Here is a 21345-nt window from a genome sequence, read left to right on the forward strand (position 1 = left end):
GTACGGTGTGGTTTGAGGTGGTGAGACAGTTCCCTCCCTTTCCCTCTCACGATGCTGGCGGACCTGATCCGCGAGCCCAGTCTCTCACGCCGGAACGGCACCATGGGTACCCGGGTCAAGCCCGGGTACGGCGTGGTTTGTGGTGGAGAGGCAGTTCCCTCCCTTCCCACCCTCACGATGCTCGCGGACTCGATCCGCGAGCCCGGTCTCCCACGCCGGAGCGGCACTGCTGCCGCTCAGATCCGGGGCGGGGCGAGCAGGCCGCGCTGGCCCAGAACATCGACGAAGTCGCGGATGCGGTCGCGCTGATAGGCCTCCCGGTCCACGTCGGCATAGTCGTGGAAGCCGCGACCGGCATGCAATCCGGTGGCCCCCTGCGCCATCTTCTCCCCCACGATCTCCGGTGCACGGAACCGGTCCTGACCGGTTGTTTCCGTCAGGTAGCGGCTGGCGTGGTGCAGGATGTCCACCCCGCCCCAGTCGATGAATTCCACCAGGCCGAGCACGGCGAAGCGCGGGCCGAACCCGGCCCGGATCGCCGTATCCATGTCCTCCGCACTGGCCACGCCTTCCTCCACCATCCGCGCCGCCTCGTTCATCGCCAGCGCCTGGATGCGCGGCACGATGAAACCGGGACTGGCCTTGCAGACCACCGGCACCTTGCCGATGTCGCGCAGCCAGCCGAGCAGCCGGTCACGCACCTCAGGTGCCGTACCGTCGTGTGGACTGACCTCCACCAGCGGAATCAGATATGCCGGGTTGAGCCAGTGGGCGTTCAGAAATCGCTCCGGGGGCGTCACATGCGCCGCAAGCTCCGTCGAGAGCATGGTCGATGTGGTGGAGGCAATGATTGTCTCCGCCCCCGCATGGGCGGAGATCAGCGACAGCGCCTCCGCCTTCGCTTCCCGCGTCTCAGGCACGCCCTCCATCACCAGATCAGCGCGGGCAAGCGCGTCGGGGAGGTCATCGGGCCCGCGAAAGCTGATGCGTTCCCGAAGGCCCGCAACCGCGCCCGGCTCGCATTGCCCGAACTCCGCCATCAGGTTCAGGGTGCGCGCCACCTCGTCACGGGCCGCCGAAAGCAGGGTGGTCGCAGCAGCACTGTCCCGCGGTTTCGCATCCAGCAGATCGACCTGCCAGCCGCCCCAGGCAAAGACATGCGCCAGCCCGCGTCCCATGCGTCCGGCACCAACCAGTGCAACGCGCGGCATCAGAAGCCCTCTCTCAGCCGGGTCTGCAGGGCGGCCGGAGCCAGATCAGCCAGGCCGAGATTGCCGAGTGTGCGCCCGGTGGCCGAGAAATCCTCCCCGTTGACCGCACCGGCCAGCGCCAGCAGACCGCTCGCCACCGGCGCGGGGACATCGACCCAGCGCGCGACCGAGACCAGGAACGCCAGTCCGATCGCCACATCTTCGCGCATGTAGCGGTGGCGGGTCAGATCCAGCCTCTCCCGCCAGCGGCTGGAGACCACCAGCCGGTCGTGCGCCGCCTGCCCGTACATCCATTCCGGGCGGCTGTCGTCATAGTGGTCGGCCAGGGGAAAATGCGGCGGGCCGTATCCCAGCGCCTCCCGCACCGCCACGCGCTCCGCATCCAGCGCATCGGTGACACGCCGGATCGCGGGCTGCGTGCCCTCGTTGTGAATGTCCCAGTGCTCGAAATGCTCGATGGGTCCGGCGTTCATCAGGATCAGCGGCGGATGGATGATCGGCCCCGCGTTCATCAGCGCCCCGTCCAGCCCGTCCGTCAGCCGCTCGATGGCCGGAAAGGCCCTGCCGAACAGGTCGAAGGCCGCATCGGCGCGGGCCAGCGGAAACACGCCGGTCGGCAGACGCGTCGCGCGGGTGACGATAGCGACCTCCTCCGGTCCCTGCATCCGGGCCAGCCACGGCAGGGTGCCGGACTCACCCAGCAGCAGATCGGCGCTGCAGCCCTCCGCCCGCAGGGTATCCATGACCACCCAGGTGCCGAAGCTGCCCGGCGGCATCAGGATGCCCTGACCGTCCGACAGGTGCGGGGCCATGGCGCGGGCAATATCCACCTGGGCCATGGCAGGGCCGGGCATCAGGATCAGTTCCGCGCCTGCGACCGCCTCGCCGATATCCGGTGTCACCGTCTGGATCGGCACGTCGCGACTGCCCGCCGCATCCGTCAGCCGCAGTGCGCCCCTGGCCATCAGGCCCTGCAGTGCCACCGCATCACGCCGCCAGAAACGGACCTCGTGTCCCTGTTCCGACAGGTCGGCGGCGGCGGCATGGGCACCATGACCGCCGCCCAGAACGGCAATCCTCATGCGAAGCCGGGGGGCGGAACGACGCCGCCAAGCGCCTTCTCCAGATGCCGTGCCACATGCAGCGCGGAGCGATCCTCCATGAAGTTGGCGACCACCTGTACCCCGACCGGCAGCCCAGCATCGGTGCGCCCGACTGGCACCACGGTGGCAGGCAGATAGACCCCGCAGGTCAGGCCGCACCAGACGATCATGTCGACATAGTTGCGGCTCTGGCCGGCGATCTCCACGGTTCGGGTGCCGAAGCTGGCGGACTGGTCGTGCGGAATGGCCGCGCGCGGCATGACCGGGCAGAGCAGCACATCCACATCGCCGAAAAAGCGGTTCCACATCTCCCGCAGCACCGCCCGGCGCTCATCCCAGTCCAGCCATTCCGCATGGTCCATGACCGCGCCACGGGCGAAGATCGCCTGATGGCTGTGGTCGTCGGCGTCCGGCGGGTTCTCGCGCAGTTTCCGCCGCATGCTCTCCGGCAGACCGGCACCAAGCGCGGCCGCCAGCAGGCTGTAGTAGATCTCGTGCGATTCCCGCATGTCGACAGCGGGGCGGGCCGAACGATCCACCCTGGCGCCCATTTCCTCCAGCGCCGTGCCCGCCCCCTCGATCAGGTCACGGAACTCCGGGTCAACGGCACAGAACGGGTCGTCGGACCAGACGGCAATCCTGTAGTCGCGGATGGCCTCATGCCGCGCATTGGCGAGCTTCAGCTTCCAGCCCGCCTGATCCAGCATGTCGGACCCGGCCATGACATCCAGCGCCAGTTCCAGGTCATCGACACTGCGCGCCAGCGGCCCCGCGACCCCGATATCGGCCCCGGTCAGCGCACCCGGCGGCCCCGGAATATGGCCACGGATCGGCACCGCGCCAAAGCTCGGCTTGTGCCCGGTGACGCCACAGAAATGCGCCGGATTGCGGATCGAGCCGCCAATGTCCGATCCCAGTTCCAGCGCGGTGAAGCCGGACGCCAGCGCGGCGGCGGAACCGCCCGACGACCCCCCCGGCGCGCGGCTCACGTCCCAGGGATTGTTGGTCGTGCCGAAGACCGCGTTGTAGGTCTGCAGGTCCCCGGCGTAGAGCGGCGTGTTGGTCTTGCCATAGATGATCGCCCCGGCCTCGATCAGGCGCTCGACCGCCGTGGCATGGCGATTCGGCTGATGATCCTTCAGTTCCGGCGCGCCCGCGGTGCAGGCCATGCCGACAACCTCGAACGTGTCCTTCACCGTCATCGGCAGCCCGTGCAGCGGCCCCCAGCTCTCCCCCCGGGCCGCCGCAGCGTCCGCCGCGCGGGCGCGGGCGCGGGCGGCATCCACATCCGTTGCCACCACCGCGTTGATCTGCCCGTTGAACCGTTCCAGCCGATCAAGGTAATGATCCAGCACCTCTTCCGACCGCAGCGTCTGCTGGCCAATGGCGGCCACCAGTTCCCGCGCCGACATGTATGACGGATCGCCCATGTTCCCTGCCTCCCCGATTGTTGTCTGTTTGACGCATTCTGACGCGCAGTCGGGGAATGGTTCAACCATGTCGTTTGCTGGCTGCGCCATCCCTCTCCCCCGCCCGGTCCCCCGTGCGAGCATCCCTGATGGGTCGCCGGGTGGGGGAGAGGGATGGCGCAGGCAACCTCTGGAACCCGCATGAGTGCGCGCCTGAAGGCGGAGATCTGGGTCGCCGCCTATCTGCGCAGCGTCCGTGCGCAGGGCGCTTTCGCCTATCTGGTACGGCGCGGCGCGGAGGAAGCAGGCAGCATCCTGCTGAAGGTGGAGGCGCCGGGCGGCACCGCCACCGTCTATTCACCCGGCTACATGAACGGCGTGCGGACGTGGCTCCGCTCGTCGGGCACGGAGCCGGTTCCGGCCACGGAGGCCGACAGCTATATTCAGCGCCGACTGGCGACCGACCCGGACCTCTGGGTGGTCGAGGTGGAGGACCGGGCAGGCCGGCATTTCCTCACCGAGCCGGTGGAGGGGGAGGAGACCAATCCATGAGCAATGCAGTACCCACCGCGAACGTCAAAGCCGTCATCTGGGACTTCGGCGGTGTCTTCACCTCCAGCCCGTTCGAGCGTTTCGCCGAGTACGAGACCGAGAAGGGCATGCCCGTCGGCACCATCCGGGGCATCAATGCCACCAACCCGGACACGAACGCCTGGGCCCAGTTCGAGCGCAATGACGTCGATCTCGACACCTTCGATGGGCTGTTCCTGGCCGAAAGCACCGCCATCGGCCATCCCATTCCCGGCAAGGACGTGATCGCGCTGCTCTCCGGCACGTTGAGGCCGGAAATGGTCCGCGCGCTGGACATGATCCGCCAGGACCGCATCTGCGCCTGCATCACCAACAATGTCCGCGCCGGTCATGGCCCCGGCATCGCCAGCGACAGCGAGAAGGCCGCCGCCGTCGCCGACGTCATGGCCCGGTTCCAGATCGTCGTGGAATCATCGAAGGTCAACCTGCGCAAGCCCGACCCGGAAATCTACCGCCTCGCCTGCCGCGAGATCGGCATCGACCCGTCGGAGGCGGTCTACCTGGACGACCTGGGCATCAACCTGAAACCCGCGAAGGCGCTGGGCATGCAGACCATCAAGGTCACGGGTGCCAGGCAGGCCCTGACCGAACTCGGCGCAATCCTCGACATGGACCTGTTGTGAGGTAGGATTCCGGATAGACGGATTCAGACAGGGGGACAGGACATGGCCAAGAAACTCGTCATCAGGAACATCGGGCTGCTGTTGTCCGGTGATCTGGCAAACCCGATCCTGGATGCCGACTGCATCGTGGCGCTGGATGGCCGGATCGCGGCCATCGGCAAGGCGAAGGATCTGGACACCGATCAGGCGGATGTGGAGGTCGATGCGAAGGGGACCGCCGTGTCGCCGGGCCTGATCGACAGCCATGTGCATCCGGTGATCGGCGACTATACCCCCCGGCAATCGCAGCTCAGCTGGATCGATTCCTGCCTGCATGGCGGCGTCACCACCATGATCTCCGCCGGGGAGGTGCATCTGCCCGGCCGCCCGAAGGACATCGTCGGGCTGAAGGCGCTCGCGATCGCGTCACAGCGCTGGTACGAGAATTTCCGCCCCTCCGGCGTGAAGGTGCACGGCGGTGCGCCGGTGATCGAACAGGGCATGGACGAGAACGACTTCAAGGACCTGGCCGACGCGGGCGTCAAACTGCTGGGGGAGGTCGGTCTCGGCTCGGTCAAGGCAGGGGAGACCGCCAAGGAGATGGTCGGCTGGGCCCGGAAGTACGGCATCCAGTCCACCATCCATACCGGCGGCCCGTCGATTCCGGGGTCGGGCCTGATCGACAAGGATGTGGTGCTGGAGGCGGATGCCGACATCATCGGCCACATCAATGGCGGCCACACCGCCCTGCCCGACGACCAGATCGTCTGCCTGTGCGAGCAGTGCGGCCGCGGCATCGAACTGGTGCACAACGGCAACGAGCGCGCGGCCCTGCTGGCCATGAACACGGCGCGGGAACTCGGCCAGATGGATCGCGTGATCCTGGGCACCGACGCCCCCGCCGGGTCCGGGGTGCAGCCGCTCGGCATCCTGCGCATGATCGCGCTGCTGTCGTCGTTCGGTGACGTGAAGGCGGAGACGGCCTTCTGCTTCGCCACCGGCAATACGGCGCGGATGCGCGACCTGGATACCGGCCTGGTCGAGGTCGGCATGGCCGCCGACTTCGTGCTGCTGGACCAGGCTCAGCACGCGCCGGGGAAGAACATGCTGGAATCCATCGAGCAGGGGAACCTGCCCGGCGTCGGCATGACCATCATCGACGGCGCCATCACCAGCGAACGCAGCCGCAACACCCCGCCCGCAACGGTCCTGCCGGAGCGGGTACGGGGCTGATCCCCCACCACCACGGCGCTCGCGGACTTGATCCGCGAGCCCAGTCTCCCACGCCAGTGCGACACTCCTGGGTACCCGGGTCAAGCCCGGGCACGGCGTGAATTTGGGTGTGATTGCGGAGATGTTTCGGCACCTCCCCATCACCACGGTGCTCGCGGACTTGATCCGCGAGCCCAGTCTCCCACGCCGGTGCGGCACCGCTGGGTACCCGGATCAAGTCCGGGTACGGCGTCGGTGTTGAGGTCGAATTCGTCCAAGCCCTCACGGCACCCCCACCCCCTTCCCGGCCTTCCCCCATCGAGGGGGAAGGGGCGAAGGCGTCAGCGCTGAGGCACTTCCTCCCCCTTGACGGGGGAGGATCGAGGAGGGGGTGAAGCCCGGTGGTTCAGTGTGGTCACAGCGCCCCCTCACACCTTCCGGCGGAGCAGCCCCCGGAAGATCTGGTCGTCGCCGATGGCGCCCAGCATCCGGCCATCCTGCACGATCAGCACCGGGCCGCCGGAGCGTTCGCGCCAGTCGATGACCTGCTGCATCACCACGTCGGGTGCGGCCGTCAGCATCTGACCGGTTTCCGGGCTGGTGGCGGGATCGGCGGCGAGGATGGGCCAGCTTTCGCCATTGCAGGCTGCCTCCAGCGGCGCGCCGGACGGGTCCAGCGCCAGCTTGAACCAGCCATGACGGTCCAGGCACAGCCGTCCGGCCCCGTCGCGCGGCAGATCGTCGACGGGCCGCATCATGGTGGCGGCGCGCATCACCTGCAGCGGGTTCATGTGGGCAACGAATTCGGCCACATAGTCGTTCGCCGGGTTGAGCACGATGTCTTCCGGCTGGCCGGTCTGGATGATCTGCCCGCCCTCCATGATCGCGATGCGGTTGCCCAGCTTGATGGCCTCGTCCAGATCGTGGCTGACAAAGATGATGGTCTTCTTCAGTCGTGTCTGCAGGTCCAGCAGCTCGTTCTGCAGATGCGCCCGGATCAGCGGATCCAGCGCCGAGAAGGGCTCGTCCATCAGCAGGATCGGCGCATCGGTGGCAAAGGCACGGGCCAGCCCCACCCGTTGCTGCATGCCGCCGGAAAGCTCATGCACCCGCCGGTCGGCCCAGACCCCCAGATCCACCAGATCAAGCTGCCGCGCCACCCGTTCCCGCCGCTCCGCCACCGGAACCCCGGCAAGCTCCAGCCCGAGACCGACGTTCTCCGCCACCGTGCGCCAGGGCAGTAGCGCGAACTGCTGGAACACCATGGCGATGCGGTGCATGCGCAGGCGGCGCAGGTCGGTGGCACTGCAGCGGGCCACATCGACCTCCGCCGCACCGTCGTGCACCAGCACCTGCCCGCGCGTCACCGGGTTCAGGCCGTTGACCGCGCGCAGCAGGGTCGATTTGCCGGAGCCGGAGAGGCCCATCAGGACGACGATCTCGCCCTCGTGAATGTCCAGGCTGGCGCCCTTGACGCCGACGACCTGCCCGGTTTCCTCCTGAATCTCCGCGCGCGACTTTCCGGCATCAACCAGCGGCAGGGCGCTGGCGGGCCGGTCGCCGAACAGGATGTCCACATCGCGGAAACGGACGACTGCCGGGGTGGCGGCGGGAGTGGATGCGGTCTCGCTCACTTGCCCGGCCCCTTCGAACCTTCATCCCGGCGGCAGAGCCGGTCGAGGATGATGGCGATCAGGACGATGGCCACGCCGACCTCGAACCCCTTCGCGATATTCACCGTGTTGAGCGCGCGCAGGGTCGGCACCCCCAGCCCGTCCGCCCCCACCAGCGCCGCGATCACCACCATCGACAGCGAGAGCATGATGGTCTGGGTCAGCCCGGCGAGGATGGAGGGCAGCGCATAGGGCAGTTCCACCTTCCACAGCAGTTGCCAGCCGGTGGCACCGAAGGCCTGCCCCGCCTCGATCAGCGGTTTCGGTGTCGAGGAGACGCCGAGATGGGTCAGCCGGATCGGTGCCGGAATGGCGAAGATGACCGTGGCGATCAGGCCCGGCACCATGCCGAGACCGAACAGGATCAGCGCCGGGATCAGATAGACGAAGGTCGGGATCGTCTGCATCAGGTCCAGGATCGGCCGCAGCAGGCGGAACAGCCACGGGCGGTGCGCCGCCGCGACCCCGATGGGCACGCCGACGACCATGCAGACGACGGCTGCCGAAAGCACCAGCGCCAGGGTCTCGGTGGTTTCCTCCCAGTAGCCCTGGTTGATGATCAGCAGCAGCGACAGGGCAACGAAGACCGTGAAACCGATGGAGCGCTTCAGCAGCCAGGCAAGTGCCGCGACCAGCGCGACGATGATCAGCGGATGCGGTGCCTGCAACAGCCACAGCAGCCCGTCGATGGCGGTTTCCATGCCGATGGAGAAGGCGTCGAACCACCAGGCGAAATTGTCGGTGATCCACTCGACGACGGACTTGGCGGCCTTGCCGATGGGAAGCTTCTGCTCGGTCAGCCATTCCATGCGTCGGTCCCCTATCCGGTTGAGCGGGCGCTGTCCCGGGCGGCGGCCAGTTCCGCCAGCAGCGCCGCGCGGTTCTCGTCCAGGTCCGGCGCATGGCGGCGCAGGGTGCCGTCCGGATGGCCGGAGATCTTGATCGGATTGCCGCCCATCTGCACATGCCCGGCCACCGGATCATCCGTGTGGACGATCATGTTGCGGGAAATCACGTGCGGATCGGCGAGCACCTGCGCGACATTGTTGATCGGACCGCAGGGCAGGCCCTTGGCCTCCAGAATGGCGAGCCAGTCGTCGGTGGTCCTGGTCACGAACAGGCTGTCCAGCACCACCTGCAGCTGCTCCACGTTCTCCACCCGGCTGGTGGGCGTGGCAAACCTGTCGTCCTGCGCCATTTCCGGCGCACCAAGCGCTTCGGCCAGGTCCTGGAATGCCTTGTCCGTGCCGCAGGCAACGATGATGTGGCCATCCGCACTGGTGAAGGCCGCGAAGGGCGGATGCCGCGCCCCCAGGGGGCCGGGAATGTCACCGGTCGTCGTATAGCGCACGATGGCGTTTTCCAGCAGCGCCACCTGGCAGTCCAGCATGCCGATATCGATCATGGCGCCCTTGCCGGTGCGCGTCCGCTCGAACAGGGCCGCATTGATCCCGGCGGCGGCGAACATGCCCGCCGCGAGGTCGCCGATGGAGGAGCCGACGCGGGTCGGCGGGCCGCCGGGGTGCCCGGTCAGGCTCATCACCCCGCCCATGCCCTGCACCACCATGTCGTAGGCCGGACGCTTGGCGTAGGGGCCGGTCTGGCCGAAGCCGCTGGCCGCGGCGAAGATCAGCGATGGCCAGCGGGCCTGCAGCGTGTCCCAGCCATAGCCGAGCTTCTCCATCGTGCCGGGACGATAGTTCTCCACCAGCACGTCAGCCTGCTCCAGCAGCTGCTCGAACACCGCCCGGTCGGCATCATCCTTCAGGTTCAGCGCGATGCTTTCCTTGTCGCGGTTCAGGCTCATGAAATAGGCCGACTTGCCCTTCACGAAGGGACCGATGGAGCGGCTGATGTCGCCGACGCCCGGTTCCTCCACCTTGATCACGCGGGCACCGAGCTCGGCCAGCATCAGGGTGCAGTAGGGACCGGCCAGAACCCGGGTCAGGTCGATGACGGTGATCCCGGCCAGCGGGCCACCACGTTCCGATGCTGCAAGCGTCATGGGTCAGCCAAGTTCCTTCAGTTTGCGCGCCGCCTCGACGGCGAAATAGGTCAGCACACCGTCACATCCGGCCCGCTTGAAGCCCAGCAGGCTTTCCAGCATCACCCGCTCCAGGTCCAGCCAGCCGTTGCCCGCCGCGGCCTGCAGCATCGCGTATTCACCGGACACCTGATAGGCGAAGGTCGGCACGCCGAATGTCGTCTTCACCCGGTGGCAGAGGTCGAGATAGGGCATGCCGGGCTTCACCATCACCATGTCGGCGCCCTCGGCGATGTCCAGCGCCACCTCCCGCATCGCCTCGTCGCCATTGGCCGGGTTCATCTGGTAGGTCGCCTTGCTGGCCTTGCCCAGATTGGCCTGGGAGCCGATGGCGTCCCGGAACGGGCCATAGAAGGCGGAGGCATACTTGGCGGCGTAGGACATGATCATGCTGTTGACGTGACCTTCACGCTCCAGCGCCTCCCGGATCGCGCCGACGCGCCCGTCCATCATGTCGGAGGGGGAGATGATGTCCGCCCCCGCCTCCACCTGATTGAGCGACTGTCGAACAAGGATCTCCACCGTTTCGTCATTGGTGACATAGTCGTCGCGGATCACCCCGTCATGCCCGTGGGAAGTGAAGGGATCCAGCGCCGCGTCACACAGGATGCCGATTTCCGGCACCTCCGCCTTCACGGCGCGGATCGCCCGGCAGACGACATTGTCCGGATTGGTTGCCTCCGACCCCTCCGCGTCCTTCTTCGCCGGGTCCAGCGCCGGGAACAGAGCAATCGCGGGGATGCCGAGCGCTGCTGCCTCCGCCACCGCAGCAGGCAGGCTGGCCACGTCATAACGCCGGACACCGGGCATGGCCGCCACATCCTCGACGCCCGAACCCTCATGCACGAACAGGGGCCAGATGAAATCCGCCGGGGTCAGCACCTTCTCCGACACCATCCGCCGGGTCCAGTCCTGCGCCCGGGTGCGCCGCATCCTGACGCGCGGGTAGGCACCGAGCGCCGGTGTGTCAGGCCGCGCCCTCTGGTGTGCACGTCCAAGCGTCGGGGTCTCGTCATTCATGGCTCTGCCTTCCGTCAGCCCGCAGGATGGCGCGACGATAGACCATTTCCCGCCCCGACGGAATCACCGGCACTCTTTCCGCAACGGCAATTCACCCTTGCAATCAAAAGCAATTGCCCCTGAGAATAATTCGGCCTGCCGGGATGAATCCGGGCGGGGAGGAATGGTCGCGACAAATGACGACCGTCCGTTGGGGAAAACACAAGGAAACATCCAATGAAGAAATCCCTCTTTGGTGCCAGCCTGGGCCTTGCCCTGTTCGCTGCTGGCAGCGTAATGGCGGGCAGCCATGCCGCCTCCGAATGCAAGCCCTCGAAATGGGGCGCCGACGACCAGATCGGTTCCGCGAACCATGTGACGCCCGATCAGGTCCTGATGGCTTCCAAGCTGATCAAGAAGGGCAATTCGCACCCGCTCGGCATCGTCATCGACAGTTCGACCCCGGCCTTCCCGCCGCGTGGCCTGATGCTGCAGGTGGTCTCTCCCGGCCAGGCAGGTGGCAACCGTCTGACCCAGTTCGGCTATGAAGCCATCTACAATGACGACATCGCCCAGCTCTGGTTCGGCATCGGCCCGCAGATCGACGGCCTGGGCCACCTGGGCGAGAAGGGCATGTACTACAACTGCAACTCCGACAAGGAGATCGCGCAGGTTACCGGCCTGACGAAGCTTGGTGTCCACAACATCCCGCCTCTGGTGGGTCGTGGAGTGCTGATCAACATGGCGAAGCACTTCGGCGTTGAGGTCATGGAGGCCGGCCAGTCATTCGGTTCCGCCGATATCCGTGCGGCAGCCCAGGCGCAGGGCGTCGAGATCCGCACCGGTGACGTGGTTCTGTTCCACACGGGCTGGACCGACGGCAAGCTTGCATCAGATCCGACCGCGTGGGTCAGCGGTGAACCGGGCATGAACAACGAGGCTGCGGTCTATCTCGCCGCCCAGGACGTCATGGCCGTGGGTGCCGACACCTGGGGCCTCGACTCCGTACCGCCCGCAAAGGGAGACAAGCTGTTCTATGGCCACGTCACCCTGCTGAAGGAAAACGGGATCTACATTCTGGAGACCATGAACACCGGTCGTCTCGCCGAGGAAGGCGTGACCGAGTTCATGTTTGTCCTGGGTCAGGCCCGGATCAAGGGCACGGTCCAGATGATCATCAATCCGGTGGCCCTCTGGTAACAGCAGCCACTTTCGGGTTACGGGAAAGGGGAGCCGGCGGCTCCCCTTTTTCATTTCAGGATCGGACGCCCTGACCATGCAGGAAAGCCAGACCCGCAAGATCGCCATCCTCGGCGCGCCCGTCGATTCCGGGGCCAGCCTGCGTGGCTGCCAGATGGGACCGGATGCCATGCGCATTGCCGGGCTGGGGGAGGCACTGCAGGAACTGGGGCACGAGGTGCGGGATTTCGGCAATGCGGAGCCTGCGCCGCTGGCGCGGGAAGTGCCGGAACGGGGCCGGGCCCGCAACATCGCCATGACCGCCGCCTGGACCGAGAGCCTGATGGATCACGCGACCCGGATCGCCGATGCGGGCTGGACCCCGGTCTTCGTCGGTGGCGACCACAGCCTGGCCATCGGCACCGTTGCAGGCATCGCCCGCCACGCCGCAACGCAGGGTCGGGAGCTGTTCGTGCTCTGGCTCGACGCCCACGCCGACTTCAACACGCTGGAAAGCTCGGAATCAGGCCACACCCACGGCATGCCCGTCGCCATGTTCTGCGGCATCGACGGCGCGGAAGTCTATGGCGCGCCGCTGGAGAGTCCGGTCAATCCACGCAATGTCACCATGATGGGCATCCGCTCCGTCGACGAGACCGAGCATGATCTGGTGCTGGACAACAACATCGATATCCACGACATGCGCGCGGTGGACGAGATCGGTTTTGCCGGCCTGACCCGCGCCTTCATCGACCGGGTCAGGGCCGCGAACGGCCTGCTGCATGTCAGCCTGGACGTGGATTTCCTGGACCCGGACGTGGCGCCGGGGGTCGGCACCACGGTGCCCGGCGGCGCGACGGTTCGGGAGGCGCACCTGATCATGGAACTGCTGCACGACAGCGGCCTCGTCACCTCCGTCGACCTGGCCGAGATCAACCCCTACCTGGACGACCGGGGCAAGACCGCCCGCCTGATGCGCGACCTGACCGCCAGCCTGTTCGGCCGCCGCGTCATGGGTCGCCCGCCGCGTCGGCGCTGACGCAACCGTTCCGACAGCCGGATCGCGGCCGGGACCTCAGCGCCGCGTCGGCAACAGCGCCGAAAGCGCGACGGCCAGGATCGCGATGGCGGCCGAGGCAGCGAAACCGGGCCCGAAACGGCCGGTCAGCTCGGCCAGCGCCCCGGCGCCCACGGGGCCGACAGCCTGACCTGCGGCAAAGATCAGGGTGATGACCGCCAGTGCGCCCGCCGCACGTTCCGGACCGACCTGGTCTCCGGCAGCGGCGGCCATGATGGTGGGTACGCTCCAGGCCGAGATGCCGAAACAGACGACGGAGGCAAAGAGTGCCACCTCGCCGAAGCTGCCCGCCACCAGCGCGAAGGCCAGCGCCTGGGCCAGCGACGAGGCCATCAGCCCGCCGCGCCGCCCGATGCGGTCCGACAGGCCACCGAACAGGGCGCCCGAGAAGATCGAACAGAAGCCGACGATGCTCCAGACCTGCCCGGCCTGGGCGGCATCCATTCCACGCTCGTCGATCATCGTGGTGACGATGAAGGTCGTGTAGACCATGTAGGTGATGCCATAGCAGGCGTAGATGATGCCCAGATGCAGCAGCACCAGCCAGCCGCGCCGGGGCGGCGGCGATCCGGCAACCGGTGGCGGGGCGGGTGTGCCATAGGGTTTCAGGCCGATCAGGGCCGGACGGTCACGCAGGCCGATGAGGCAGGCCAGCAGGGTCACGACGGCGATCAGCGCGAACAGCAGCCAGCCCACCTGCCAGCCCGCAAACCCGGCGACGGGGAAAAGCGCCGGCACCAGCAGCCCGGAAAGCACGATCCCGATGCCTGCCCCGGCCAGCATGGTACCCGCCGCGCGCCCGCGATGCGATGCCTCGAACCAGCTCGACGCCAGGCTCATCGCCGGGACATAGGCACCGCCCGCGCCCATTCCGGTCAGCGTGTAGAGCACCAGCAGGGGTTCGAACCGGGTGACCATGGCCATGCCGACCATGCCGATGGTCAGGATCAGCAGGCCTGACAGGATCATCACCCGCTGGCCGACCACGCGCACGATGCGCGGCACCCCCAGCACCATCAGCAGGTAGCCGACGAAATAGCTGGTACCGAGCAGCCCGCCCTGGGCGTAGTCCAGCCCGACATCGGCGCTGATCCCGGGCAGCAGCATGCCGAACGCGAAGCGCGCCAGCCCCAGACAGCAGCCCACGACCAGCGCACACAGAACGACGATCACCCACGCGCGATGCATGGCAGCCCCTTGCCGACAGCGAATCCCCAGTCGGCATCTTCCCATGGTGGCAACTGCTGGCCTACCCTCGCTGTGCACAGGGGGAGGAACTGTCGATGCGGGTCGGGGTCGAGGTCGGAGGAACATTCACGGATCTGGTGGCCATCGGCGATGACGGCCGCCTGCAGGTGACCAAGGTCCCCTCCACCCCCGCGCGACCGGACGAAGGCGCGCTGAACGCCATCGACAGCGCCGGGCTGGACCTGTCGCAGGTCGATGATCTGGTGCATGGCTCCACCGTTGCCACCAATGCGATCCTGGAGCGCAAGGGCGCGCGGGTGCTGATGGTGGTGACGCAGGGGACACGCGATATCCTGTTCATCCAGCGCCACAACCGCCGCCGCATCTATGACCTGTTCTATGCCAAGCCCGAACCGGTGGTGCAACGCCGCGACGTGATCGAGGCGCCGGAACGGATCGACGCCACGGGCGCGATCGTCGACGCGCTGGACCTGGAGACCACCATGTCCCGGATCGCGGAACGCCTGGAAACCGCTGAAGCCGATGGCGACCCCTATGGAGCCGTCGCGATCTGCCTGCTGAACGCCTATGTCGAGCCGACGCATGAGCAGGCCGTGGCCGATGCCGTGCGCAAGCGGTTCCAGAACCAGAAGGTCACGATCTCCGCCGATGTCTGCCGCGAGTTCCGGGAGTACGAGCGCGCATCGACGACCGCGCTCGCCGCCTATGTGCAGCCCGTGATCGACGCCTATCTCGGCCGCTTCGGCGAAGCCCTGAATGCGCGCGGCCATCGGGGCCGGTTCTCCGTCATGCAGTCCAACGGTGGTCGCCTGCCCGCCGCAGGCATGGCCCGGTCCGCCATAACCGCGCTGTTCTCGGGACCGGCGGCGGGGGTCGTCGGCGCCACCCGCCAGGCACTGCGGTCCGGGTTCGGCAACATCATCACCTTCGACATGGGCGGCACCTCCACGGATGTCTGCCTGGTCCGGGACGGCCAGCCCGATCTGGCGGCAGCCACGGAGATCGATGGCCTGCCCGTGAAGACACCGGTCATCGATATCGCCACGGTGGGCGCAGGCGGCGGCTCCATCGTCTGGATCGATGACGGCGGGCTGCTGCGGGTCGGGCCTGAGTCGGCGGGCGCCGATCCGGGCCCTGCCTGCTATGGCCGCGACGGCCAGCGTCCGACGATCACGGACTGTCACCTGATCCGCGGTACCATCCGCGCCGAGACCTTTCTGGGCGGCACCATGCAGCTCGACCGGGCTGCGGCGGAGGCCGTGATCGGCCCCATCGCGACGCAGCTCGGCCTCACTGCAGTGCAGGCAGCGGATGCGGCAATCCGGGTGGCGGAGGCGAACATCGTCCGCGCGATCCAGCGCATCTCCACCGAACGCGGCCACGATCCGCGCGACTTCGCCCTGCTGCCCTTCGGTGGTGCCGGACCCATGCTGGCCTGCCGGGTCGCGGAGGATCTGGGCATCCACACCGTGCTGGTCCCCCCCGCAGCAGGCGTGCTGTCGGCCTATGGCCTGCTGGCCTCCGACTTCGTGCACTTCGAGAGCCGTACCCATCAGGTGCGGCTGGAGGCCGTGAACGAAGCGGAGATCGGGGAGGTGATCGCCGAGGTTGGTGCAGCGGCGGCGGCGCACCTGCGCGATCTGGGTCTGGAAGGCGATGTCGGGCTGAAGCGCAGCCTGGACATGCGCTATGTCGGACAGGCCTTCGAGATACCGGTGGACCTGGGCGATCGCGGACCGGACGAACTGGATACGGACACCATCCGCGCCCTGTTCGAGGCGGCACACCACCGCGTCTTCGAGTTCGACAAGGCCGGCGGCTCGGCCATCGAGATCGTGGCCTTCCGGGCCGGGGCCGCTGTTTCGCCGGGTGTCCAGCCGGACCTTTCGGGCGATGCCGCGGCAGCCCGCATCGCCGACCGGACCTCCTTCTTCGAACGGGACCGGCAGCACGCCGACGCCCCCTGCACCACCCGACCGGGGGAGGGTGTCGGGATCACCGGTCCCGCGCTGGTGGAAGATGGCACATCCACGATTCTGGTAGCCGACGGCTGGCGCGGCGCGGTGGATTCCGCCCATAATCTGATCCTGCGGCTGGAAGAGGAGACGACGGATGCCTGATACTGCGCTCAACACTGTCTCGGCGGTCGATCAGGCCATCATTACCCAGGCCCTGATTGCCGCCGCCCACGAAATGGGGGTGAAGCTGATCCGCTCCGCCCACTCGACCATCGTGCGGGAGGCGGAGGACTGCTCCTCGGCGATCCTGGATGCCAGGGGCAATGTCGTGGCGCAGTCGGAACTGATTCCGCTGCAGCTTGGCTCCATTGCCCACACCTTTGGCCCCTGCGCGAAGATCACGCCGCCGGAGACGCTGCAGGAAGGCGACTTCTACATCACCAACGACCCCTACAACGGCGGACAGCACCTGCCGGACGTGTTCCTGTTCTCCCCGATCTTCGTCGCGGGGCGGCTGATCGGGTTCTCCGCCACCGTCGCCCACCACATCGATCTGGGGGGCGGCGCACCGGGGCTGAACCCCGACGCCACCGACGTGCACCAGGAAGGCATCATCTTTCCGCCATCGCGCTGGAACCTGGACCGCGACTGGCGCAACGACGGCGCGCTGCAGCGCATGGTGCGGGCCAATATCCGCATGCCGGACCACACCATCGGCGATTTCGAGGCGCAGTTCGCCGCCAACCAGATCGGCATCGAACGGGTGCGCGACCTCTGTGCCAGGCACGGTACCGACCGGGTGGAGAGTGCCATGACCGGCATGCTCGACTATGCCGAACGGCGGATGCGCGCGGCACTGGAGGCCGTGCCGGACGGCACCTACCACGGCGAAGACTTCCTGGACGACGACGGACAGGGCAGCGGGCCGCTGCGCATCGCGGCCACCGTGACCGTGAAGGGTTCGGACATTGCCGTGGACTTCGACGGCAGCAGCCCGCAGGTGAAGACCAACATCAACAGTCCCTTCGCCTCCACCGTCGGCGCGGCCCTGTCGGTGATCAAGTCGGCCCTGACCTCCGCTGACCTGCCCTTCAACAGCGGCTGCGCCCGCGCGGTCACGATCACCGCCCCGCACGGGTCGATCCTGAATCCAATCTACCCGGCGCCGGTGCGGGCCAGACTGCTGCCCACCTATCGCGTCTTCAACGCGGTGATGAAGGCGCTGGCCCAGGCAGTGCCGGACCGGGTCATCGCCAGTGGCTACGACACCACCTATGCCTGCTGCCTCAGCCATCTGGGACCGAAGGGCTACAACATCTACCTGGAGATCTTCGGCGGCGGCTATGGCGCCGGACCGGCCAATGATGGCTGCAACGCGGTCGACAGCCCGCTGTCGAACTGCGGCAACATCCCGATCGAGGCCCAGGACATGGCCTATCCCTTCTTCCGGGTCCGCGACTACAGCCTGGTTGCCGGATCAGGCGGCGCAGGGCGCCATCGCGGCGGCCTGGGGTTCCAGCGCATCTACGAGATCACCGCCGACGACGTGACCTTCGCCGCCTACGGTGACCGGTTCGACATCGCGCCGGAGGGCCTGTTCGGCGGCGGGCCGGGCGGCAAGGCGGAAGCCTGGATCGAGCGTGACGGCGAGAAGGTCGAACTGCCGTCCAAGACCAGCATGCCGCTGCTGCGCGGGGACCTGCTGGTGGTCAGAACCGGCGGTGGCGCGGGCTACGGACCGGCGGAGGACCGCAGCGCCAGGCACATCGCGCGGGACCTGACCGACGGCTACATTGCGGAATGACAGGCCGGTCCATCCATTGATGGTATCGCGTCAGCCCCCGGTCACTTCTTCGCACCGGTCGGCGTGAGACCCATGTGGAAGAGACGGCGGTCAAGCTTGCCTGTCAGCTGACTGTCATCACCGATGGCCTTGCGCGCATGTGCGACGAGTTCCTCGGCGGGGAGAATGCCGCCCAGGAAGGCCTCCGGTTCGTAGTAGATGGCGTTGCGGATCAGCGCATAATGGCGCTGCTTCTGCTGTTCCGACAGGCTGTCCCAGAACCTGAGACCGAGACTGAAGCGCGTTGGGGCGAAGCGGCTGCTGAACGGTCCATCGTTCAGCGCGTTCAGGGTGTAGCGTCCGGCATCACTCACCCGCCCCGACTTGAGCGCTGCGTAGGCCCGGGCGTTCCAGGCCTCACTGCCGATAGGACGCAGGGCGAGGGACTTCCGGGCGGCCAGTTCGGCGTCGCGCAGCGCCCGCATCCGAACCATGAACCGCCATTCCGCGCTGCCGGTCTCGATGGCGGTTCCGGCCCTGTGCGTCAGAAGATCCGCGCGCGTGAACAGGCGCGACATGGGGACATCGGAGATATCCGGCTCCGTCAGCACCGGCAGGGCCGGTATCGCGCGGGCGGCAAACAGGCCGAACAGAAACACGAACCCGAGCAGGAACAGCGGCAGGGCGATACGTCTCGCCTGCCGCGCGCCCTTCCCCGTCGCTGATCGTGATGCCCCGGCCATGATGTTCCTCAATCCCCGTCGTGATCCGGTCCCGACACCAGGTCCCCGCAGATCGTTCCGCTGTCTGATCACGGCACAAGCCGTCATTCGATGGAACGACCTAGCACACATGAAACGCGAAGGCAGCACGGCGGAGCGTGAAAAATCTGCACCATTGTGGCGCGCGCCCGAAACTGGCATCAGAAGCGGGCCGGGCCCTCCGGCACCATCTGCAACAACCCTCGGGGAATCCGATCAATGAGGCTCTATGACAGCCGCAAGCGCATTCTTGTCACCGGCGGCGCCGGATTTGTCGGCTCGCATCTGTGCGATCGCCTGCTGGAACAGGGCCACGAGGTGCTGTGTGCGGACAACCTGTTCACCGGCACGAAGCGCAATATCGAACATCTGCACAATCATCCGCGCTTCGAGTTCATGCGCCATGACGTGACCTTCCCGCTCTATGTCGAGGTCGACGAGATCTACAATCTCGCCTGCCCGGCCTCACCGGTTCACTACCAGCATGATCCGGTCCAGACGACCAAGACCTCAGTCCATGGTGCAATCAACATGCTCGGCCTGGCCAAGCGGCTGAACTGCAGGATCCTGCAGGCCTCCACCAGCGAGGTCTATGGCGACCCGCAGCAGCATCCGCAGACGGAAGACTACTGGGGGCATGTCAATCCGATCGGTGTCCGGTCCTGCTATGACGAGGGCAAGCGCTGCGCGGAAACCCTGTTCTTCGACTATCACCGCCAGAACGGACTGGCGATCAAGGTGGCGCGGATCTTCAACACCTATGGCCCGCGCATGCACCCGAAGGACGGGCGCGTGGTGTCGAACTTCATCTGGCAGGCCCTGAACGGCAAGCCCATCACCATCTATGGCGACGGCAGCCAGACCCGGTCGTTCTGCTACGTCGATGACCTGGTGCGGGGGCTGATCAGCCTGATGGAGACCGACGACAGCGTCACCGGACCAATCAACATCGGCAACCCGGGCGAGTTCTCGATCCTGGAGCTGGCGGAAAAGGTGATGGGACAGATCGGCGGCGAATCGCGCCTCGTGCGCGAGCCCCTGCCGTCAGATGACCCCCTGCAGCGCTGCCCCGACATTACCCGCGCCCGCAACCTGCTGAACTGGGAACCGACGATCCCGCTCGCCGACGGGCTGGTGCCGACAATCGCCTATTTCCGCGAACTTCTGGCGGAGCATGAGGCGATGGCCGGTTAGATCCCGGGTACCGGAGGGCCGAAGGCGGCACCGGCCGGGCAATGCGACCGCTACTGGATGACGATTCGCGGGCCCTTCCGGCCCCCGGAAAGCTGTTCCTCGATCTTCTCCGCGACCCTGTCGGCGATGCCGCGATAGATCATCGCGTGCGCGCCGTCGGGGTCAACCGACACGATCGGGAGACCGTCGTCCGAGGTCTCACGGATCGACATGTGCAGCGGGATCTCGCCGAGGAAGTCGGTACCGAGTTCCGCCGCCGTTTCCCGCGCACCGCCGTGGCCGAAGATCTCCGACCGCTCGCCGCAGCTCGGGCAGAGGAAGTAGCTCATGTTCTCGATGATGCCGAGCACCGGCACATCCACCTTGCGGAACATCGCCAGGCCCTTGCGCGCGTCGATCAGGGCAATGTCCTGCGGTGTGGAGACCACCACCGCGCCGGTCAGCGGCACCCGCTGCGCCATGGTCAGCTGCGCGTCACCGGTACCCGGGGGCATGTCGACGATCAGCACGTCCAGTTCCCCCCAGTTCACGTCCCGCAGCAACTGTTCCAGCGCGCTCATCACCATCGGACCACGCCAGATCATCGGTGTGTCGCCTTCGATCAGGAAGCCGATGGACATGCAGACGATGCCGTGATTGCCCATCGGGTCGATGGATTTTCCGTCCGGCGAATGCGGCTTGCCCGCCAGACCCATCAGGCGCGGCACGGACGGGCCATAGATGTCGGCGTCCAGCAACCCGACCTTCTTGCCCTGTTTCGACAGGGCCACGGCCAGATTGACGGCGGTCGTCGACTTGCCGACCCCGCCCTTCGCCGATGCCACGGCCACGATGGACTTCACGCCGGGCACGCCCTGCTTCTGCGGCGGCTTCGGACCGGAGGCCTGCTGCGGCCTGGCCCCGCCCTGCACCGGACCACCCGCCGGCGCCCCCCTGCCCTGCGGATTGTGGGCGGTGAGGACCGCCGTGACGGACGTGACGCCGGGCAGAGCCATCACCGCCTTCTCGCAGGCTGCACGCAGCGGCTCCTTGGCCGCGCCCATGGCGGGATCGACCTCGACAGCGAAACCGACATTGCTGCCCTTCACCACCAGACCGCTGATCATGCCCGCCGAAACCACGTCCTGACCGACGTCCGGATCGACCACACCGGCCAGTGCCTGACGTACCTGCGCCTCGGAAATATCCGCCATCGTTGAAAAACTCCGCCTTGTCACCGATATGGCACCAGTGAACACTGTTGTCCTGTCGGGTTTGCTCCCGCCGGGCCAACGTCATATAACGCGCCTGCGGTGCCCCCGAAAGGGGCGGGCCGCAGACAGTTTTCCTCGATCCTGTG

18 protein-coding genes are annotated in these 21345 nt (G+C 67.1%); 8 read left to right on the forward strand and 10 right to left on the reverse strand.

Features of this window, described 5'->3' with window-relative positions; all coding sequences use genetic code 11:
* Positions 1-236: 236 nt before the first annotated feature.
* Genes QGV54_RS16595 through QGV54_RS16605 form a run of 3 tightly spaced genes read right to left on the reverse strand, consistent with a single transcriptional unit; the run spans position 237 to position 3744 of the window.
* Complete coding sequence (locus QGV54_RS16595) at positions 237-1211, reverse strand: 3-hydroxybutyryl-CoA dehydrogenase (RefSeq protein WP_281019537.1); 975 nt, start codon at positions 1209-1211, stop codon at positions 237-239.
* Positions 1211-2293, reverse strand: a complete 1083-nt coding sequence (locus QGV54_RS16600; protein ID WP_281019536.1) for an NAD/NADP-dependent octopine/nopaline dehydrogenase family protein — start codon at positions 2291-2293, stop codon at positions 1211-1213. The genes QGV54_RS16595 and QGV54_RS16600 overlap by 1 nt, the downstream gene beginning before the upstream one ends.
* On the reverse strand, positions 2290-3744 hold the full coding sequence (locus QGV54_RS16605; protein ID WP_281019535.1) for an amidase: 1455 nt from the start codon (positions 3742-3744) through the stop codon (positions 2290-2292). The genes QGV54_RS16600 and QGV54_RS16605 overlap by 4 nt, the downstream gene beginning before the upstream one ends.
* Before the next feature lie 180 nt (positions 3745-3924).
* Between QGV54_RS16605 and QGV54_RS16610 the strand changes: the two genes are divergently transcribed.
* The 3 genes from QGV54_RS16610 to QGV54_RS16620 are packed head-to-tail and all read left to right on the forward strand — an operon-like array spanning position 3925 to position 6149.
* The gene (locus QGV54_RS16610) at positions 3925-4275 is read left to right on the forward strand and encodes a DUF1491 family protein (RefSeq protein ID WP_281019534.1); all 351 of its coding nucleotides are present in this window, start codon (positions 3925-3927) and stop codon (positions 4273-4275) included.
* The gene (locus tag QGV54_RS16615) at positions 4272-4937 is read left to right on the forward strand and encodes an HAD-IA family hydrolase (RefSeq protein WP_281019533.1); all 666 of its coding nucleotides are present in this window, start codon (positions 4272-4274) and stop codon (positions 4935-4937) included. Before QGV54_RS16610 ends, QGV54_RS16615 begins: the two co-directional genes overlap by 4 nt.
* 42 nt (positions 4938-4979) lie before the next feature.
* Positions 4980-6149: an amidohydrolase family protein gene (locus QGV54_RS16620; protein ID WP_281019532.1), complete on the forward strand. Its 1170-nt coding sequence runs from the start codon at positions 4980-4982 to the stop codon at positions 6147-6149.
* Positions 6150-6556: 407 nt separating this feature from the next.
* On the opposite strand, the gene choV is transcribed toward QGV54_RS16620, so the two are convergent.
* From choV to hemB, 4 genes are read right to left on the reverse strand one after another with little or no spacing between them, the layout of a single operon-like run.
* Positions 6557-7762, reverse strand: coding sequence for a choline ABC transporter ATP-binding protein (choV, locus tag QGV54_RS16625; protein ID WP_281019531.1), 1206 nt, complete (start codon positions 7760-7762; stop codon positions 6557-6559).
* Entirely contained in the window at positions 7759-8610 is an 852-nt protein-coding gene (choW, locus tag QGV54_RS16630; protein ID WP_281019530.1) for a choline ABC transporter permease subunit, read from the reverse strand. Before choW ends, choV begins: the two co-directional genes overlap by 4 nt.
* Positions 8611-8621: 11 nt before the next feature.
* A complete protein-coding gene (locus QGV54_RS16635; protein ID WP_281019994.1) occupies positions 8622-9806 on the reverse strand; it encodes a CoA transferase in 1185 nt (394 codons plus the stop codon).
* A 3-nt stretch (positions 9807-9809) separates the two neighbouring features.
* A complete protein-coding gene (gene hemB, locus QGV54_RS16640; RefSeq protein ID WP_348637682.1) occupies positions 9810-10778 on the reverse strand; it encodes a porphobilinogen synthase in 969 nt (322 codons plus the stop codon).
* Between the two features lie 303 nt (positions 10779-11081).
* On the opposite strand from hemB, the gene QGV54_RS16645 reads away from it, so the two are divergent.
* Positions 11082-12044: a cyclase family protein gene (locus QGV54_RS16645; protein ID WP_281019527.1), complete on the forward strand. Its 963-nt coding sequence runs from the start codon at positions 11082-11084 to the stop codon at positions 12042-12044.
* A 76-nt stretch (positions 12045-12120) separates the two neighbouring features.
* Positions 12121-13062 carry an arginase gene (gene rocF, locus QGV54_RS16650; protein ID WP_281019526.1) on the forward strand — a complete coding sequence of 314 codons (942 nt, stop codon included), beginning with the start codon at positions 12121-12123 and terminating at the stop codon, positions 13060-13062.
* A 36-nt stretch (positions 13063-13098) separates the two neighbouring features.
* On the opposite strand, the gene QGV54_RS16655 is transcribed toward rocF, so the two are convergent.
* On the reverse strand, positions 13099-14289 hold the full coding sequence (locus tag QGV54_RS16655; protein WP_281019525.1) for an MFS transporter: 1191 nt from the start codon (positions 14287-14289) through the stop codon (positions 13099-13101).
* A 95-nt stretch (positions 14290-14384) separates the two neighbouring features.
* Between QGV54_RS16655 and QGV54_RS16660 the strand changes: the two genes are divergently transcribed.
* Positions 14385-16430 (forward strand): hydantoinase/oxoprolinase family protein, encoded by a 2046-nt coding sequence (locus QGV54_RS16660; protein ID WP_281019524.1) that lies wholly within the window; start codon positions 14385-14387, stop codon positions 16428-16430.
* Complete coding sequence (locus QGV54_RS16665) at positions 16423-18072, forward strand: hydantoinase B/oxoprolinase family protein (RefSeq protein ID WP_281019523.1); 1650 nt, start codon at positions 16423-16425, stop codon at positions 18070-18072. Before QGV54_RS16660 ends, QGV54_RS16665 begins: the two co-directional genes overlap by 8 nt.
* A 41-nt stretch (positions 18073-18113) precedes the next feature.
* Here the strand turns inward: QGV54_RS16665 and QGV54_RS16670 are convergent, their stop codons facing one another.
* Entirely contained in the window at positions 18114-18794 is a 681-nt protein-coding gene (locus QGV54_RS16670; RefSeq protein ID WP_281019522.1) for a hypothetical protein, read from the reverse strand.
* A 237-nt stretch (positions 18795-19031) separates the two neighbouring features.
* On the opposite strand from QGV54_RS16670, the gene QGV54_RS16675 reads away from it, so the two are divergent.
* Positions 19032-20006, forward strand: a complete 975-nt coding sequence (locus QGV54_RS16675) for a UDP-glucuronic acid decarboxylase family protein (RefSeq protein ID WP_281019521.1) — start codon at positions 19032-19034, stop codon at positions 20004-20006.
* Positions 20007-20056: 50 nt separating this feature from the next.
* Here QGV54_RS16675 and apbC read toward each other — a convergent pair whose 3' ends face one another.
* Positions 20057-21199 (reverse strand): iron-sulfur cluster carrier protein ApbC, encoded by a 1143-nt coding sequence (gene apbC, locus QGV54_RS16680; protein ID WP_281019520.1) that lies wholly within the window; start codon positions 21197-21199, stop codon positions 20057-20059.
* Between the last annotated feature and the right edge of the window lie 146 nt (positions 21200-21345).

Origin of the sequence: Minwuia sp. IMCC3060, assembly GCF_029909435.1 — a bacterium.
In the GTDB taxonomy this organism is placed as follows: domain Bacteria; phylum Pseudomonadota; class Alphaproteobacteria; order Minwuiales; family Minwuiaceae; genus Minwuia.

What these genes read in the sequence shown, in the direction of transcription:
- QGV54_RS16660 (WP_281019524.1), top strand. Translation starts at nt 14,385, where the DNA reads ATGCGGGTCGGGGTCGAGGTCGGAGGAACATTCACGGATCTGGTGGCC.
- QGV54_RS16645 (WP_281019527.1), top strand. Translation starts at nt 11,082, where the DNA reads ATGAAGAAATCCCTCTTTGGTGCCAGCCTGGGCCTTGCCCTGTTCGCT.
- QGV54_RS16635 (WP_281019994.1), bottom strand. Translation starts at nt 9,806, where the DNA reads ATGACGCTTGCAGCATCGGAACGTGGTGGCCCGCTGGCCGGGATCACC.
- QGV54_RS16600 (WP_281019536.1), bottom strand. Translation starts at nt 2,293, where the DNA reads ATGAGGATTGCCGTTCTGGGCGGCGGTCATGGTGCCCATGCCGCCGCC.
- QGV54_RS16610 (WP_281019534.1), top strand. Translation starts at nt 3,925, where the DNA reads ATGAGTGCGCGCCTGAAGGCGGAGATCTGGGTCGCCGCCTATCTGCGC.
- choW (WP_281019530.1), bottom strand. Translation starts at nt 8,610, where the DNA reads ATGGAATGGCTGACCGAGCAGAAGCTTCCCATCGGCAAGGCCGCCAAG.
- QGV54_RS16620 (WP_281019532.1), top strand. Translation starts at nt 4,980, where the DNA reads ATGGCCAAGAAACTCGTCATCAGGAACATCGGGCTGCTGTTGTCCGGT.
- QGV54_RS16615 (WP_281019533.1), top strand. Translation starts at nt 4,272, where the DNA reads ATGAGCAATGCAGTACCCACCGCGAACGTCAAAGCCGTCATCTGGGAC.
- hemB (WP_348637682.1), bottom strand. Translation starts at nt 10,778, where the DNA reads ATGCGGCGCACCCGGGCGCAGGACTGGACCCGGCGGATGGTGTCGGAG.
- QGV54_RS16665 (WP_281019523.1), top strand. Translation starts at nt 16,423, where the DNA reads ATGCCTGATACTGCGCTCAACACTGTCTCGGCGGTCGATCAGGCCATC.
- rocF (WP_281019526.1), top strand. Translation starts at nt 12,121, where the DNA reads ATGCAGGAAAGCCAGACCCGCAAGATCGCCATCCTCGGCGCGCCCGTC.
- QGV54_RS16675 (WP_281019521.1), top strand. Translation starts at nt 19,032, where the DNA reads ATGAGGCTCTATGACAGCCGCAAGCGCATTCTTGTCACCGGCGGCGCC.
- QGV54_RS16655 (WP_281019525.1), bottom strand. Translation starts at nt 14,289, where the DNA reads ATGCATCGCGCGTGGGTGATCGTCGTTCTGTGTGCGCTGGTCGTGGGC.
- QGV54_RS16670 (WP_281019522.1), bottom strand. Translation starts at nt 18,794, where the DNA reads ATGGCCGGGGCATCACGATCAGCGACGGGGAAGGGCGCGCGGCAGGCG.
- QGV54_RS16595 (WP_281019537.1), bottom strand. Translation starts at nt 1,211, where the DNA reads ATGCCGCGCGTTGCACTGGTTGGTGCCGGACGCATGGGACGCGGGCTG.
- apbC (WP_281019520.1), bottom strand. Translation starts at nt 21,199, where the DNA reads ATGGCGGATATTTCCGAGGCGCAGGTACGTCAGGCACTGGCCGGTGTG.
- QGV54_RS16605 (WP_281019535.1), bottom strand. Translation starts at nt 3,744, where the DNA reads ATGGGCGATCCGTCATACATGTCGGCGCGGGAACTGGTGGCCGCCATT.